This is a genomic window from Nonomuraea sp. NPDC005730, from assembly GCF_040630865.1.
Classification (GTDB): domain Bacteria; phylum Actinomycetota; class Actinomycetes; order Streptosporangiales; family Streptosporangiaceae; genus Nonomuraea.
The window spans coordinates 118,067-132,732 of the sequence record NZ_JBEXYK010000003.1 but is presented as its reverse complement, the minus strand read 5'-3'; the positions used below and the strand labels follow the sequence as shown (position 1 = coordinate 132,732).

The 14,666-nt window shown below is 74.0% G+C and carries 12 protein-coding genes; 6 read left to right on the top strand and 6 right to left on the bottom strand.

Translation table 11 applies throughout. The annotated features are described in order from the left end of the window. Positions 1 to 69: 69 nt before the first annotated feature. Positions 70 to 1,347: an NYN domain-containing protein gene (locus ABZ444_RS05615; protein WP_357993132.1), complete on the bottom strand. Its 1,278-nt coding sequence runs from the start codon at positions 1,345 to 1,347 to the stop codon at positions 70 to 72. 189 nt (positions 1,348 to 1,536) lie between these two features. On the opposite strand from ABZ444_RS05615, the gene ABZ444_RS05610 reads away from it, so the two are divergent. Next, on the top strand, positions 1,537 to 2,616 hold the full coding sequence (locus tag ABZ444_RS05610) for a phosphotransferase family protein (RefSeq protein WP_357993129.1): 1,080 nt from the start codon (positions 1,537 to 1,539) through the stop codon (positions 2,614 to 2,616). Here ABZ444_RS05610 and ABZ444_RS05605 read toward each other — a convergent pair. Both ABZ444_RS05605 and ABZ444_RS05600 read right to left on the bottom strand, forming a co-directional pair. Then, positions 2,606 to 3,262, bottom strand: a complete 657-nt coding sequence (locus ABZ444_RS05605; RefSeq protein ID WP_357993126.1) for a response regulator transcription factor — start codon at positions 3,260 to 3,262, stop codon at positions 2,606 to 2,608. The genes ABZ444_RS05610 and ABZ444_RS05605 overlap by 11 nt on opposite strands. A gap of 14 nt (positions 3,263 to 3,276) precedes the next feature. Next, on the bottom strand, positions 3,277 to 4,500 hold the full coding sequence (locus tag ABZ444_RS05600) for a histidine kinase (protein WP_357993123.1): 1,224 nt from the start codon (positions 4,498 to 4,500) through the stop codon (positions 3,277 to 3,279). Between the two features lie 111 nt (positions 4,501 to 4,611). Between ABZ444_RS05600 and ABZ444_RS05595 the strand changes: the two genes are divergently transcribed. The 4 genes from ABZ444_RS05595 to ABZ444_RS05580 all read left to right on the top strand — a co-directional run bounded on the left by ABZ444_RS05595 (position 4,612) and on the right by ABZ444_RS05580 (position 7,982). Beyond that, positions 4,612 to 4,851 (top strand): hypothetical protein, encoded by a 240-nt coding sequence (locus tag ABZ444_RS05595; protein ID WP_357993120.1) that lies wholly within the window; start codon positions 4,612 to 4,614, stop codon positions 4,849 to 4,851. Then, positions 4,848 to 5,339, top strand: coding sequence for a PH domain-containing protein (locus tag ABZ444_RS05590; RefSeq protein ID WP_357993117.1), 492 nt, complete (start codon positions 4,848 to 4,850; stop codon positions 5,337 to 5,339). Before ABZ444_RS05595 ends, ABZ444_RS05590 begins: the two co-directional genes overlap by 4 nt. Further along, positions 5,336 to 6,970 (top strand): PH domain-containing protein, encoded by a 1,635-nt coding sequence (locus ABZ444_RS05585; protein WP_357993114.1) that lies wholly within the window; start codon positions 5,336 to 5,338, stop codon positions 6,968 to 6,970. The genes ABZ444_RS05590 and ABZ444_RS05585 overlap by 4 nt, the downstream gene beginning before the upstream one ends. A 412-nt stretch (positions 6,971 to 7,382) precedes the next feature. Then, the gene (locus tag ABZ444_RS05580; protein ID WP_357993111.1) at positions 7,383 to 7,982 is read left to right on the top strand and encodes an N-acetyltransferase; all 600 of its coding nucleotides are present in this window, start codon (positions 7,383 to 7,385) and stop codon (positions 7,980 to 7,982) included. A gap of 124 nt (positions 7,983 to 8,106) precedes the next feature. Here the strand turns inward: ABZ444_RS05580 and ABZ444_RS05575 are convergent, their stop codons facing one another. The 3 genes from ABZ444_RS05575 to ABZ444_RS05565 form a co-directional block, all read right to left on the bottom strand. Next, positions 8,107 to 9,780, bottom strand: coding sequence for a hypothetical protein (locus ABZ444_RS05575; RefSeq protein ID WP_357993108.1), 1,674 nt, complete (start codon positions 9,778 to 9,780; stop codon positions 8,107 to 8,109). A gap of 69 nt (positions 9,781 to 9,849) precedes the next feature. Then, positions 9,850 to 11,292 carry a serine/threonine-protein kinase gene (locus ABZ444_RS05570; protein WP_357993105.1) on the bottom strand — a complete coding sequence of 481 codons (1,443 nt, stop codon included), beginning with the start codon at positions 11,290 to 11,292 and terminating at the stop codon, positions 9,850 to 9,852. Beyond that, positions 11,282 to 12,784, bottom strand: coding sequence for a serine/threonine-protein kinase (locus ABZ444_RS05565; RefSeq protein ID WP_357993102.1), 1,503 nt, complete (start codon positions 12,782 to 12,784; stop codon positions 11,282 to 11,284). The genes ABZ444_RS05570 and ABZ444_RS05565 overlap by 11 nt, the downstream gene beginning before the upstream one ends. A 146-nt stretch (positions 12,785 to 12,930) precedes the next feature. Between ABZ444_RS05565 and ABZ444_RS05560 the strand changes: the two genes are divergently transcribed. Then, positions 12,931 to 14,655, top strand: a complete 1,725-nt coding sequence (locus ABZ444_RS05560) for a DEDD exonuclease domain-containing protein (protein WP_357993099.1) — start codon at positions 12,931 to 12,933, stop codon at positions 14,653 to 14,655. The last annotated feature ends 11 nt before the right edge of the window (positions 14,656 to 14,666 follow it).

Here is a 14,666-nt window from a genome sequence, read left to right as displayed (position 1 = left end):
GGATTACACCTGGGGCGAAATAGTACAGAAGTGGCGGACGGGGTCTCGCCAAAAGTGCTAATTCGTAACTTATGCGCGACCCAGCCGGCGCAGCAGCAGACCGGACGGAACCGGTCTGGCGCCCATCCGGCGGACGGACTCGGCCACCTCGCGGTCGGAGGAGACGACGGCGATGGCCCGGCCGGGCGGCTCGGCCCGGACGAGCTGGCGGATGAGGTCGTCGGCGATCTCCCCCGGCGCGCTGAACAGCACCCGCACCCCGCGCGGCGCCACCACCTGCACCGGCGCGTTGAGCTCGGCGCCGTCGAAGACCGCCGTCACCTCGACCCGGGTCTGGGCGACCAGCCCGCCGAGGCCGGTCATCAGCCGGTTGCGCTGGTCGGCGAGGGTGAGCGTGCCGTAGCCGGTCTTCGTGACGTTGTAGCCGTCGATGATCAGGTGGACCTGCGGCAGCGCCAGGAGCTGGTCGAGCAGCTGCGGGTCGTCGTCGGCCAGGGCCCGCGCGGGCACGCCGCGCACCCCCGGACGCTCGCCGGTGCTGGCCGCGACCGAGTCGGCGGGCCTGCTGATCGTGGTGGGCAGCGCCAGCTCCCTGCGCAGCCCGGCCGAGGCGTCCTGGAGGGCGTCGAGCAGCACCCTGATGCGGGCGTCCTCGATGCTGCGGCCCTCGCGGGCGGCCCGGCGGGAGGCTTCGAGCTGCTTCTCCACGTCGGCCAGGCGCTCGCGCAGGCGGCGCAGCTCGGCCTCGCCCGCGTTGCCGGCGGTGGAGGCGGCATGCCGGACGTCGTCGGCGGCCTGCTCCATCTCCTCGGCCCTGCGGGTGGCGGCCTTGGCCCGCTCGCGGGCGTCGTGGAGCTTGCGCCGCAGGTCGGAGTTCTCGGCGCGGGCCGCCTTGATCTGCTCGCGCAGCCGGTCGGCCTCCTCCTTGGCAGCGGTCTTCTGGGCGGCGAGCTGCTCGCGCAGCCGTGTCACCGCCTCCTCGCGCTCGGACCCCTCGGCCGCCACGGCGGACTGCTCAAGGTCGGCGCGGGCGGTTTCGATCATCTCCGCCCAGCCGGGCGGCCTGGTGAGATAGGCTGCGGCAGCCACCAGCACCGGGTCGGCGGCGGGCGGCACACTGCCCTCGGCCAGCGCGGCGACCAGCTCGGGCCATCCGGCGGCGACCGACTCGGCGACCAGCTCGCGGAACTTCTTGTCGTTCTCCAGTTGCGCGGCGATCGGCGCGCCGCCCAGCTTGGCGCGCTTGCGCGGGTCGAACTTGGCGATGCCGCGCAGCGGCGGCGGCACGGAGACGGCGGGCATCGTGCCGAGAACCTGCGCGGCCAGGTCGACGACATTGAGGCGCACCTGCTCGGGAAGCGGGCGAGACAGGCCTTCACCCGCTGAACTCATCCCACTTGTCCCTTCGTGACATGCCCTTTCAGACAAGGGTACGGCTCTTGCGTACCTGACCGTAACGGTCCCTTGAACCTAGACAAGCGCTTGGTAGGGGGTATACGACTGAGCCGGGGCAGCGATCCGGCGTGGAGGTGAGCGGTGACGGAACAGATGCGCACGTCCACGCGTGACCTGGAGGAACTGCGCGAGCGGGCGTCCCGCTGGCTGCGCGGCCGGGTCGGCGGGGACGCCACGGTGTCGGAACTGTCGCGGCCCTCCGGCAACGGCATGTCCAGCGAGACGCTGTTCTTCACCGCCACCTGGGCCGCCGGGACCCGGCGGTGCGTGGCCAGGCTCGCACCTGCGGAGGAAGCCGTCCCGGTGTTCCCCGCCTACGATCTGCGGGCCCAGTTCGAGGTCATGCGGCTGGCCAGGGAGAAAGCTGGGATCCCAGCGCCCAGGCCGCTCTGGTTCGAGCCCGACCCCGCGCCGCTCGGGACGCCGTTCTTCGTCATGGAGCAGGCCGAGGGCGACGTGCCGCCGGACGTCATGCCGTACACGTTCGGGGGCTGGCTGCACGACGCCGCCCCCGGCGACCGGCGGCGGCTGCAGGACGCGAGCGTCGGGCTCATGGCGGCGCTGCACGAGACGCCGTACACCGGACAGGACGTCGCGGTGCTCGGCCCGCTCGCCCCGGGCGGCACGGACGGCCTGCGCGCGCACGTCGAGGCCCAGCGCGCCTACTACCGGTGGGCGCACGGCGCACGGCCCATCCCCGTGCTGGAGCGGGCCTTCGACTGGCTCGGCTCACACTGGCCGGACGATCCCGGCCCCGACGTCCTGACCTGGGGGGACGCCAGGATCGGCAACGTGATGTACCGGGACTTCACGCCGGTGGCGGTGCTGGACTGGGAGATGGCCGCCGTGGGCCCGCGCGAGCTGGACGTCTCCTGGATGATCTTCCTGCACCGCTTCTTCCAGGACCTCGCGGTGACGATGGACCTGCCCGGCATGCCGGACTTCATGCGCCGCGACGACGTATGCCAGAAATATCGCGAAATAACCGGCTACGAGCCCCGCGACCTCGACTTCTACGAGATGTACGCCGCCCTCCGCCACGGCATCATCATGGCCCGGGTGTGGCAGCGCAGGATCCACTTCGGCGAGCAGCCCATGCCGGACGACCCCGACGACCTGGTGCTCCACCGGGCCGCCATCGAGGAGCTGCTCACCCGCTAGCGTCGTAGACCAGCAGCGCGATCTGCACCCGGTTGTTCAGGTCGAGCTTGGTCAGGATGCGCGAGACGTGCGCCTTGACCGTGGGCACGCTCATGAACAGCTCCCGCCCGATCTCGGCGTTCGACCGGCCCTGGCCCACGGCCAGCGCGACCTCGCGCTCCCGCTCGCTCAGCCGCCCGAGCAGCCCCCGTGCCCGCTCGGTGCGGTCGCGCCCGCCCCCGTCGGACACGTGCGAGATGAGCTGCCGGGTCACCGCCGGAGACAGGATCGGCTCCCCCGCGGCCACCCGCCTGAGGGCGTCGACCAGGTCGCCGGGCGGGATGTCCTTCAGCAGGAACCCGGCCGCCCCCGCGCGCAGCGCCCGCACGACCTGGGCGTCGGCGTGGAACGTGGTCAGCACCACGACCTCGGGCGGCGCAGCGGTGCGGCGCAGCGCCTCGGTCGCGGTGAGCCCGTCGACGCCCGGCATGCGGATGTCCATCAGGACGATGTGCGGCCGGTGCTCGGCCACCCGCGACGGCACCTCGGCCCCGTCGGCCGCCTCGCCCACGATCTCGATGTCCGCGGCCCCGCCCAGGATCATCGACAGCCCGGCCCGCACCATCGCGTCGTCGTCCACGATCAGCACCTTGATCGGCGCGTCCATCGGCCCTCCGTCGTTCAACGTCCGTCCCCGTCCTTCTCTCCCGGCCACGGCAGCCAGGCGCGCACCCGGAACTCGCCGTCGGTCACGCCGTGCTCCAGCCGGCCGCCGGCCAGCTCGGCCCGTTCGGTCAGCCCGATGAGCCCGGCGCCCGCCCCCGGCATGCGCGGCCCGTGCCGCGACCACACCGGGTTGCGCACCTCGGCCGAGACCCCCTCGGCCGGCTCCCCCGCCACGGCCACCGCCACCGGCGCGCCGCCCGCGTGCTTGCGCGCGTTGGTGAGCGCCTCCTGCACGATGCGGTAGACGTTGCGGCCCACCCCGGCCGGGACGCCGTCGGCTGCGCCCAGGTCGAGGCGTACGTCCATGCCGGCCTGGCGGCACTCCTCGACCAGCGCGGGCAGGTCGGCGAGCGTCGGCTGCGGCCGGTCGGGCACCGGGTCGGCGGCCCCCGGCGGGGTGTGGCGGAGCACGCCGATCACCTCGCGCAGGTCCTGGAGCGCCAGGTGGGCGTTGCTCCTGATCGCCCCGGCGGCCCTGGCGACGTCCTCGGCGGGCGCGTCGGGACGGAACTCCAGCGCCCCGGCGTGCAGGCTGAGCATCGAGATGCGGTGGGCCAGCACGTCGTGCATCTCGCGGGCGATGCGCTCGCGTTCGAGCCGTTTGGCGTCCTCGGCGGCGGTCTCGGCCCGCTGCCTGAGCGACCAGACGAGCTGCCGCCTGGCCCGGATGACGATGCCCCAGGCGTAGATGGTCAGCACGATCGTGACCCCGAACGCCGCCCCCCACAGCGGCGTCAGGTCCTCCTGGGGCCGCAGCAGCACGTACGGGGCCAGGGTGACCAGCGCCAGCAGCGTGACCGGCCCCGACACCTTGAACGGCCGATGCACCGCCACGGTGAACAGCGCCACCAGCGAGGCCCCGCCGACCAGCTCCAGATAGGACGACAGCAGGGCCGTCACCAGCGCGAACGCCACCGGCCAGCGCCGCCGCAGCCACACCCCCGCGCACGCCAGCGCCCCCACGATCTGCTCGACGGCCAGCAGCGGCTCGGGCTCGTTCCGGATCTCCTCCAGGCTGATGAACGTCACGCCGCAGGCCAGCAGGAACAGCGCGATGTCGGAGACCCAGTCGAGGGTCGAGCGGCGCACCCGGCCCCCGCGCCCGTCGCCGAGCAGCGTGGACGGCAACGCCCACCGATATTCCAGGGCCGGCTCGCCCTCCCCCCGCAGTTCCCTCACATTCGTCGAGGTTATGCCCTGCGCGGGAGCCGGCGACAGCGACCAAAGTCGATGTCGCCGCAGACCGATGGCCGAGGCCGGCGGGCCGCCGCGGCGGTGAGGGTGGAGGGCATGAAAGCGGTGCTGGAGGCGTTCGGCTGGCTGCTGGTCCTGCAGGGGATCGGCGGCCTGATCAACACCCTGTTCGGCTGGTGGCGGTGGGCGCACGGCCTGCTCGTGGTCAACGTGCTGCCCTTCCTCGACGGTTACGAGGTCTTCGCGGCCGTCGTGCTCGGGGTGCTCGGGTTCGCGCTGCTCGCGGTGGCCGGCGCGGTGGGCAGGACGGCCGGCGGGGCGGAGGAGGGACGATGAGCGGGACCGCGCTGCGTCCGCCGCGGCACCGTCCCGACCGCCGGGCGGTGGCGTGGTGGACGGTGCAGTGGCTCGTCCTGACCGTCCCCGTGGCGGCGGCGGCCGTGGGCGCGTACCTGGTGTTCACGCCGCGTACGCCGGGGTTGGGGGTGGCGGCGGGGGTGTTCGCGGCGGCGTGCCTGCTGGTGGCGCTGGCCGAGCCGCGGGCGGCCTACCGGGTGCAGCGGTGGGAGGTCACCGACGAGGCGGTCTACGTGCGCCAGGGGTGGCTGACGCACACGTGGAAGGTGGCGCCGATGTCGCGGATCCAGCGGGTCGACATCGAGCGGGGGCCGGTGCAGCGGCTGTTCGGGCTGGCCGACGTCACGGTGACCACCGCCTCCTCCGCGGGGGCCGTCAAGATCACGGCGCTGGACCACCGGCTCGCCGCGGACCTGGCCGAACGGCTCACCGCGCGCACCCAGGCGACGCCCGGGGACGCGACATGACCGGCTGGCAGCGGCTGTCGGGCCGGGGCCTGTGGAACGCGGCCGCCAGGTCGCTGGCGTTCGTGGCCGGCGCCGTGGCCGCGCTGGCGCGGTTCCTGGTGGGCCAGGACTGGGAACCGGGCGGCGTCGTCGCCGTGTGCGCGGGGGCCGCCGTGCTGATCGTGGCGGGGGCGGTGGCCTACGAGGCGGCCCGGCTGCGGACGACCGCCTGGCGGCTCACCGCAGACCGGCTCGAACTGCGCTCGGGCGTGACCGTCCGGCAGCACCGCTCGGTCCCGCTGGACCGGGTGCGCAGCGTGGACCTGCGCGCCGATCCGGTGCGCCGGGCGTTCGGCCTGACCGTGGTCAGGGTCGGCACGGGCGAACGCGCGGCCGAGGGCTCGGAGCTGGTGCTGGACGCCCTCGACCGGCACTCGGCCGAGATGTTGCGCCGCACGCTGCTGCGCCAGGACGCGCCCGCGCCCGAGGACGGCCCCCTCGCCGAGCTGCGCTGGTCGTGGATCCGGTACGCGCCCCTGTCGATCTGGACGTTCACCGGGGCGGCGGTGGTCCTGGGCGCGGCCTACAAGGGGCTCGGCGCCGTCGGGCTCAAGGACTTCACCGACCGGGCGGCGACCGGCCTGTGGGGCTGGGTGAGCGCGCAGCCGTGGCTCGCCGTCCCGCTGGTCCTGACGCTCAACGCGGCCGTCGGCGCGCTCGGCGCGTTCCTGCTGTACGCCGAGTCCTGGGGCCGCTACCGCCTGGAACGCGAGCCCGGTCGGCTCCGGCTGCGCCGCGGGCTGCTGACCACGCGTTCGCTGACCCTGGAGGAACGGCGGCTGCGTGGTGTCGAGATCAGCGAACCGCTGCTGCTGCGGCTCGGCGGCGGCGCCCGGGTCAAGGCCGTCGCGACCGGCCTGGCCAGGACGGAGGACGAGACCGAGGACGTGGCCGCCCTCACCCCGCCGCTCCCCCGCGCCGAGGCCGCCCGCGTCGCGGCCGCGATCGCGAACACGACGGCGGACGCCGGAGCCAGGCCGGGCGTCGGCACGGGGACCGGCACGGGCGTCGGTGCGGGGACCGGCACGGGCGTCGGTGCGGGGACCGGCACGGGCGTCGGTGCGGGGATCCCGGGAATCGGTGCGGGAATCGGTGCGGGGGGCACGTCGTTGACCGCGCATCCGGCGGCGGCCGGGCGGCGGCGGGTCGTGCGGGCGCTGGTGGCCACGGTCGTGCTGGCGGCGGGCGCGGGGCTGGCCTGGTGGCTGCTGCCCGCGTCGTGGCCGCGCGCGTGGGTGTGGGCGGCGCCCGTCCTGGCGCTCCCGGCGGGGTTGTGGCTGGCCGCCGAGAGCCGGCGCGGTCTCGGTCACGCGCTGGGCCCGCGGCACCTGGTCATGCGGCGCGGCGCGCTCGTCCGCCGTACGGTGGCGCTGGACCGGGCCGGCATCACCGGCTGGACGTTCCGGCAGTCGTTCTTCCAGCGGCGCTCGGGCCTGCTGACCGTCTCGGCCTGCACGGCCGCGGGCGGCGGCCACTACGAGGTGCTGGACGTGGGCCGCGGCGACGGGCTCGACCTGGCGGCACGAGCGGTGCCGGGGCTGCTGGAGCCGTTCCTGACCGGCGGCCCGGACGGCGGGCGGCAGGCCGCGTGATCCACCACGGTTGCCCATGCCCCTGTAGCGGACAAGCGTGATCGCGCGGCCCGACGGCTTGCTTGCCAATAACGCTATTTGTCGCGCTTGCAACCGAGTTGCAGCCCTGTTGACCGTTGACGTAGATCGCCCGACGGGAGGATGATCCCCGCGGGGCGCCGGGACCGGCGTTGTCGTGCCGCCCGCCGAGTTGCCGCGCCGGCGGACGTACGATCACCGAAGACCGCACCTTCGAGCCGGCTCCGGGTGAGCGGATGGCGCTGATGGGCCCGTCGTGCCGAGCCGGCGCCGGTCTTCCAGGCCGACCACCCACGGTCCGCGTCCTACGCGATCGTCGTTGAGCCGAGCCCCCCGCCGGTGGCGGCTCCAACGACCTCGCGCGGGAGCCGCGCCGTGCTCTACCCTCGCGCCCATGACGTCATACGTTGCGCCTGGCGGCTCCCGGATCGCTCCCGATGGTGCCGGGCTGGTGATCCGGCAGGAGACCGCTGACGATCACCGGGATGTGCGGGAGGTTCATGCGCGCGCATTCGGCGACAGCGAGCGGGTTCCCGGGCTCGTGGAGGCACTTCGCGTCGCGGAGGCCGCGTTGGCGCCGATGTCCTTCGTCGCGACCGTTGATGACCGGGTTGTGGGGCATGTCCTGTTGAGCGCGACGCGGTTGGACGCTCCGCGCCGGATCGTGGACGTCCTGTCCCTGTCGCCGCTGGGCGTGGTCCCGGAGTTCCAGCGTCAGGGGATCGGTACTCGGCTCATCGCCTACGCCCTTGAGGCGGCCGACAGCCAGGGTGTGCCCTTGGTGTTCCTGGAGGGTTCGCCACGTTACTACGGCACGCGCGGTTTCGAGGGTGCCGGCGCGGTGGGCTTCCGTCCGCCGTCGCTGCGTATCCCTGAAGCCGCGTTCCAGGTCGCCCGGTTGTCCGCGTATGAGCCGTGGATGACGGGCACCTTCGTCTACTCAGAGGCTTTCTGGGCGCGTGACTGCGTCGGCCTGCGCGACCCCGAGGACTGAGCGGATACCCGGCACGACCTGATCCTCGGGCCACTGTGGCGCGGGGCCGCGTCCCGCAGTTCACCGTGCCGCCGGGCACGCCGCCGCTGCCGCACGAGGTCGGTGACGTGCGCCGCGCGCGGGTTCAGCTGCCGGCCGGCTGCTCGGCCAGCTCGGCCAGGTACGCCTTGGCCAGGGCGAGCGCGCCGTCCTGTGCCTCCTTCCGCGGCATGAGCCGGACCTTGGGCGAGTTCGCCGGCGCGCTCTTCGGCCGCTCGGCGCCGGAGTAGTCGACCCTGACCACCAGCGCGCCGGTACGCGCGGTCACCGTGCCGCTGGAGGCCGACACCTCGCCCTGCCTGGTCTGCACGAACTGGCCGTAGGCCTGGTCGCCGAGCCCCTCGATGTCGCTCAGGTCACCCCAGGTGATGCCGCCGATGGACGATCCGGCGGTGTTCTTGTCGCCGCCGTACTCACCGGCGTAGTACGCCTTGGCCGCGCCCGGGTCGATCGCGCCGGCCCGGTTGGTGAAGCGGTGGGTGGTGATCAGCATGCTGCGGATCCTGACGTTCCCGGCCGTGCCCGGCAGGTCGAGGTTGAGCCAGCGGCACTCGGTCTCGTCGTCGTTGCCCGACTCGGTGGCGCGCGCCCTCGTGGCCGGCTTCGGCACCAGGCGGGTGGCGGCCTCCGTGACGGCCTGGCAGGCGGGCGGGAAGGCGGCCAGCTCCGTGGGCGAGGGCGTCGGGCGGGCGGTCGGGGACTGGGTGGCCGCGGCCTGGTCGGGCTTGGCCAGCACGCCGGGATGTTGCGCCTGCCAGCCGGCCACGCCCTTGGCGAAGTACGCGATCAGGCCGCCGACCTCGCGGATCGCGTTCTCCTCGGTGATGGACCTGGTGCTCTCGTTGGACAGGATCTGCGCGTCCTTGCGCTGCTGCCCGGCCTGGAACCTGACCCGGATCGTCATGTCCCCGACCTGGGCGTGGGCCTGGCCGAAGGAGTACCACAGCAGCTTGCCGTCGCGCCGCCAGGTGTACTGGGCGAACGCGCCCTCGCCGACGCCGGGGACGTCCTTGACCGGGGAGACGTACTCCTTCTCGTCGGGGTCGAGCGAGGGCTTGGCGGTGGCGCCGTACTTGGCGCCGCGGTAGTCCGTCTCGTAGGCGTTCTGGGCCATCGAGCGGCCGGTCTTGGCGCCCTCGCCCTTGTGCTGCTCGATCCTGACGTCGATCTCCCTGCTGCGCCAGAACTCGCCGAAGGAGATGCGCTGATTCTGCCAGTTGCAGGTGAAGGCGACGGTGTAGTCGGAGTCCTTGGAGGACTTGGTCACCGTCGCGCCGGGCGCCAGCCGTTCGGCCTCGTCCACGGGCAGCATCGAGCAGGCGTCCGGGCCGGGCGCGGCGGCGACCGGCACCACGGACCGCGCCGCCGACGACGACGGTCCGGCGGCCGTCCCGGCGCCGCCCTTGCCGGACAGCAGCAGGTAGGCTCCCACGCCGCCGCCGGCCACGACCACCACGAGTGCCGCGGCGAGGGTGGGCAGCAACCACGCCGGGCGGCGTCCGGGCCGGCCGGCGGGCGGCCCCGGCGGCCCGCCCATCGGCCCGGTGGGCGGCAACCCCGGCGGCGCCCACCGCGGCTCCGGCGGCGGCCCCCACTGCGGGCCGGGCTGGGGGCCCGACTGCGGGCGAGGCGGCGGGCCCGGTTGCGGCGCGGGGGGCGAACCGGGCGGTGGCGTCGGTGGCCTTCCCTGCGGCTCGAACCGCCGGCCCGGCACCGGACGAGGGGTGGTCGGCGGCTCGTACTCGCTACCGGGATTCACTGCGACTCCTGAGATTGCCGTGACTTGCGGTGAGACATGGCGAAACGCCCCTTGCAGCACGCCTGACGGTCATCCCGGCAGCGCCCCGGAGACCAGCCGGGCGATCCGCAGGGCCGTCTCCTTGTCGACCGGCGTCTTGACCGACACCTCGTCGCGGTGCCAGACCACCTCACCGAGCAGGTTGCTGGAACGGAAGAGCACGGTGCTGTCGGACCGGCCGACCGTGCTGGAGGACATCAACAGCTGGAACCGGTTCTGCACGAACGCGGCCTCCCCCACCCCCGCGACGTCGACGACCTCGCCGGCGGCCGCCCGCGCCCGGGTGCCCTGCGCCGCGTTCCTGGTGCCCTTCTCGCTGGTGAACCGGCGCGCGGCCACCTGCGGCCCGCCGAGGTCGCCGTCGGGCTTCTCGATCCAGGTACGTACGGTGATCCGCCGGCCCCGCCGCTCCTCCAGCCCCGCGACCCACTGGCACTCGCCGTCCCGCGTGGCGCTGCGCCGGACGGCGCCCCGCACCAGCTCGGCGGCCTGGGCGTCGCTCAACAGTCGGCAGGGGTCGGGGGCGGCGGCGTACCGGCCGGCCTCCGGCTGACCGGCCAGGGCGTCCACGGCGTACCAGCCGGCGCCGAGCAGCGCGACGCCGGACGCGACGGCCACCGGCAGCGACCACCGCCGGCGACGCCCGGGGACCGGGCCCGAGCGCACCGGCGCGCCGCTGAGCACCTGCCGGACCTGGGCCGCCGTGGGACGGGCGGCGGGCTCCTTGGCCAGCATCGCCATGAGCAGCCCGCCGAACTCGCGGCCCGCCCGCGCGGGGAAGGGCGGATCGTGCAGCAGCACCGCCGCCGCGACCGCCGCGGGAAGCTGCCGCTCGAACGGCGCCCGCCCCTCCACGGCGGTGTACAGGCTCGCGCCCAGCGACCACAGGTCGGACGCCGGGCCCGGCGCCTGCTCGTTGAGCCGCTCGGGCGCCATGTAGCCGGGCGAGCCGCCGCTCCCGGCGCCGTCGCCCTGACCGCCCAGGGGGACGGCGATGCCGAAGTCGGTCAGCATCGCCGAGCCGTCGGCGTCGAGCAGGATGTTGGCCGGCTTGACGTCGTGGTGGAGGATGCCGTGGGAGTGCGCGACCTCCAGCGCCGACAGCACCTGCAGCCCGATGCGGGCCGCGTACGGGGGCGGCAGCGGGCCGTTCTCACTGATCACCTTGTCCAGGGACCGGCCGGTGACCAGGTCCATGATGATCCACGGCTGGTCGCCGTCGAGCACCACGTCGTGCACGAGCACGATGGCCGGGTCGCGCAGGCGTCCGGCCGATCTGGCCTCGTGGATGGCGCGGCCGGCGAACTCGGCCCGCTGGTGGGGGCTCAGCCCCGGCGGCACCCGCACCTGCTTGACGGCGACCTCGCGGTCGAGCGTCTCGTCCAGCGCCCGCCACACCGTGCCCGCGCCGCCCTGCCCGAGCTGCTCGACCAGCCGGTAGCGGCCGGCCAGCAGGTAGTGGTCACTTCGCACGGCGCAACGCCTGCTCGCTCGCCCGTGCCGCCTTGATCGCCGCCTGCCGGACGTCCTCGTCGGTCGGCTTGTCGGCCAGGGTGGCGTACTGGACGGCCACCACCAGGTTGGCGATCCGGTAGTAGACGTGAGCCGAGTGGACGCGGCCGGTCCCGCCCTTCAGCTCGAACGCGAACGCCTCCTCGCCGAGGCCCGCCAGGTCGTGGACGGTGGTGCGCGTGGAGCGCATGTTGGTCTTGACGCCGATCTCTGGCCAGGTCCAGTCGATCTGGTCGTACGTGGCCCAGTAGCGCTTCTGGTTCTGGAACAGGGTGCGGGCGGTGGCGGCGGTCATCGACCAGGGATCGACGGTGTCGGAGTCCTTCTGCACCTGCAGCCCGACGCCGGTGCCGGCGGCCGGCCAGCCGCACTCCGGGCCCACCTCGTTGCTGTCCGGCTGGGCCTTGGGCGGGCTCTGGGTGCGCAGCAGGCCGCCGACGTCCTGCGGGGTGAGCAGGGTGCACACGTCCATCGGCACGGTGAACGCGGCCGGCGGCCCGTCGTCGTCGCGCAGCACGACGAAGCCGGTGGCCCCGGCGGCGACCACGAGCACGGCCGCGACCGCGCCCCACAGCAGCAGCGGCCGCCCGCGCCGCCCCACCCGGCGGGGCGCTGTCGCCTGCTCGCCGGCCGCCAGGACCGGCGGGGGGCCGCCCGCGGCCACCTGCCTGAGCGCGTGCACGACGTTGCGCGGATCGGGACGGGCGCCCGGATGGCGCGCCATCATGGCGGCCAGCAGCGGCCCGAGCGGCCCCGCCGCGAGCGGCACCGGCTGCGTCACGGTCGCCCTGACCCGCTCGGCGACCGAGCCCTGGTAGGCGTTGCCGCCGGTCACGGCGACGAACAGGGTCGCGCCGAGCGACCACAGGTCGCTGGACGGGCCGCCGGGCTCGCCCTCCAGCCGCTCGGGCGCGATGAACCCGGGCGAGCCGATCATGAGCCCCTGCTCGGTGAGCGTGGACTGCCCCTCCTGCCGGGCGATGCCGAAGTCGGTCAGCACCGCCCTGCCGCTGTCGGTGAGGAACACGTTGCCCGGCTTCACGTCGCGGTGCTGCAGCCCTTGGGTGTGGGCGGCCTGCAACGCCTCCAGCACGTCGGCGCCGACGCGGGCGGCGTACTCGGGGGGCATGGGGCCGAACTCGCGCACGGTGTCGGCCAGCGTACGGCCCCGCAGCAGCTCCATGACCAGCCACGGCCGCTCGTGCTCGACGATGACGTCGTGCAGCGCCACGATGCCGGGATGGCGCAGCCGGGCCGTGGCCTGCGCCTCGCGCACGGCCCTGGTGACCGCGTCCGCGCGGTCCTTGGGCGGCATGCCCTCGGGCAGGGTGAGCTCCTTGACCGCGACCTCGCGGTCGAGCATCTCGTCCTTGGCCAGCCACACCTTCCCCATGCCGCCGGCGCCGAGTGGGCGCAGCAGGGCGTAGCGGCCGGCAAGTCTTCCCGCGGACATAAAGGGAAGGGTAACTAAGGATCAAGAAGGATGGTTATTCGAGCACGTTTCCCGTTCGCCCCCCTTCGCCCTCTCGGCCGCTTTCCCCGCGCTTCGGCGTGGTCCGCCGGAGTAACTGTCGGTCCCCCTCTCTATGGTCTTGGAACGTGGACGCGGTACAAGGCACCCTCGACGAGCTCGGCACCCCGCTGAGCGACGTCACGTTCGTCGTGTTCGACCTCGAGACCACCGGCGGCTCGCCGGCCGAAGACTCGATCACCGAGATCGGCGCGGTCAAGGTGCGGGCGGGTGAGGTGCTGGGCGAGTTCTCCACGCTGATCGACCCCGGGGGGCCGATCCCGCCGTTCATCTCGGTGCTGACCGGCATCACCGACGCCATGGTGGTGGCCGCCCCGCGCATCGAGGCGGTGCTGCCGAGCTTCCTCGAGTTCATCAAGGGCTCCACGCTGGTGGCCCACAACGCGGGCTTCGACACCCGCTTCGTCAAGGCCGCCTGCGCCGCCCACGGCTATCCCCCGCCCGCCAACCCGGTCGTCGACACCGTCGACCTGGCCCGGCGGGTGCTGACCCGCGACGAGACGCCCAACGCCAAGCTGTCCACCCTGGCCCGGTTCTTCCGCAGCCCCACCGAGCCGTGCCACCGCGCCTTGCAGGACGCCAGGGCCACCGTCGACGTGCTCCACGGGCTGATCGAGCGGGCCGGCTCCTTCCAGGTCCACACGCTGGAGGAGCTGAAGTCGTTCGTCCGCGCCCCCACGCCGGAGCAGCAGCGCAAGCGCCACCTGGCCGAGTCCGTCCCGCACGCCCCCGGCGTCTACTTCTTCGAGGACGACCGCGGCGAGGTGCTCTACATCGGCAAGAGCACCAACCTGCGCAACCGCGTGCGCTCCTACTTCACGGCCGGCGAGACCCGGCCGCGCATCCGCGAGATGATCGGCATCGCCGAGCGCGTGCGCCACGTCGTCTGCGCCACCGGGCTGGAGGCCGAGGTCAGGGAGCTGCGGCTGATCGGCGGCGCCAAGCCGCGCTACAACCGCCGCTCGCGCTTCCCGGAGAAGATGGTCTGGCTCAAGCTCACCGCCGGCCCCTTCCCCCGCCTGTCGATCGTGCGCGAGCTGAAGGACGACGACGCCACCTACCTCGGCCCGTTCAGCAGCTCACGCCTGGCCGACGAGGCCCGCATCGCCCTGCACGAGGCCGTGCCGCTGCGCCAGTGCACCCAGCCGATCAGCCTGCGCACCCGCCGGGCCGCCTGCGTCCTGCACGAGATGGGCCGCTGCGGCGCGCCCTGCGCGGGCAAGGAGAGCCCGGAGGAGTACGCGGCGCACGTCGAGAGCGCCCGCCGGGCCATGACCTCCGACGCCTCGCTCGTCTACACCGCCGTGTCGGCCCGCATGGAGCGCCTGTCGGTCGAGCAGCGCTACGAGGAGGCGTCCGTCGACCGCGACCGGCTGGCCGCGTTCGTCCGGGCGGCGGCCCGCATGCAGCGCCTGAGCGCCATCACCCGCATCCCCGAGCTGGTGGCCGCCAGCCCGGCCTTCGACGGCGGCTGGGACATCCACGTCGTCCGCTACGGCCGGCTGGCCGCGGCGGGCGTGATGCCGAAGGGCGCCCATCCCACGCCGTTCGTCGCCTCGCTCAAGGCCATGGCGGAGGCCGTCATCCCGGGCCCCGGCCCGGTGCACGCGGCCAGCGCCGAGGAGACCGAGTGCATCCTGCGCTGGCTGGAGTCGCCGGGCGTGCGGCTGGTCGAGGTCGACGGCGTGTGGTCGATGCCCGCCCGGGGCGCCGCCCGCCACAAGGCCCGCATCGACCTGGCCTACCGCGGGCTTGATCAGCGGCGCGACCGAGAGGGACGGCCTTTGCGATGACCGGATACAGT

Bases quoted from the DNA above. Each gene is read 5' to 3' on its own strand.
- ABZ444_RS05605 (WP_357993126.1), bottom strand. From the start codon at position 3,262: ATGGACGCGCCGATCAAGGTGCTGATCGTGGACGACGACGCGATGGTG.
- ABZ444_RS05595 (WP_357993120.1), top strand. From the start codon at position 4,612: ATGAAAGCGGTGCTGGAGGCGTTCGGCTGGCTGCTGGTCCTGCAGGGG.
- ABZ444_RS05590 (WP_357993117.1), top strand. From the start codon at position 4,848: ATGAGCGGGACCGCGCTGCGTCCGCCGCGGCACCGTCCCGACCGCCGG.
- ABZ444_RS05585 (WP_357993114.1), top strand. From the start codon at position 5,336: ATGACCGGCTGGCAGCGGCTGTCGGGCCGGGGCCTGTGGAACGCGGCC.
- ABZ444_RS05580 (WP_357993111.1), top strand. From the start codon at position 7,383: ATGACGTCATACGTTGCGCCTGGCGGCTCCCGGATCGCTCCCGATGGT.
- ABZ444_RS05565 (WP_357993102.1), bottom strand. From the start codon at position 12,784: ATGTCCGCGGGAAGACTTGCCGGCCGCTACGCCCTGCTGCGCCCACTC.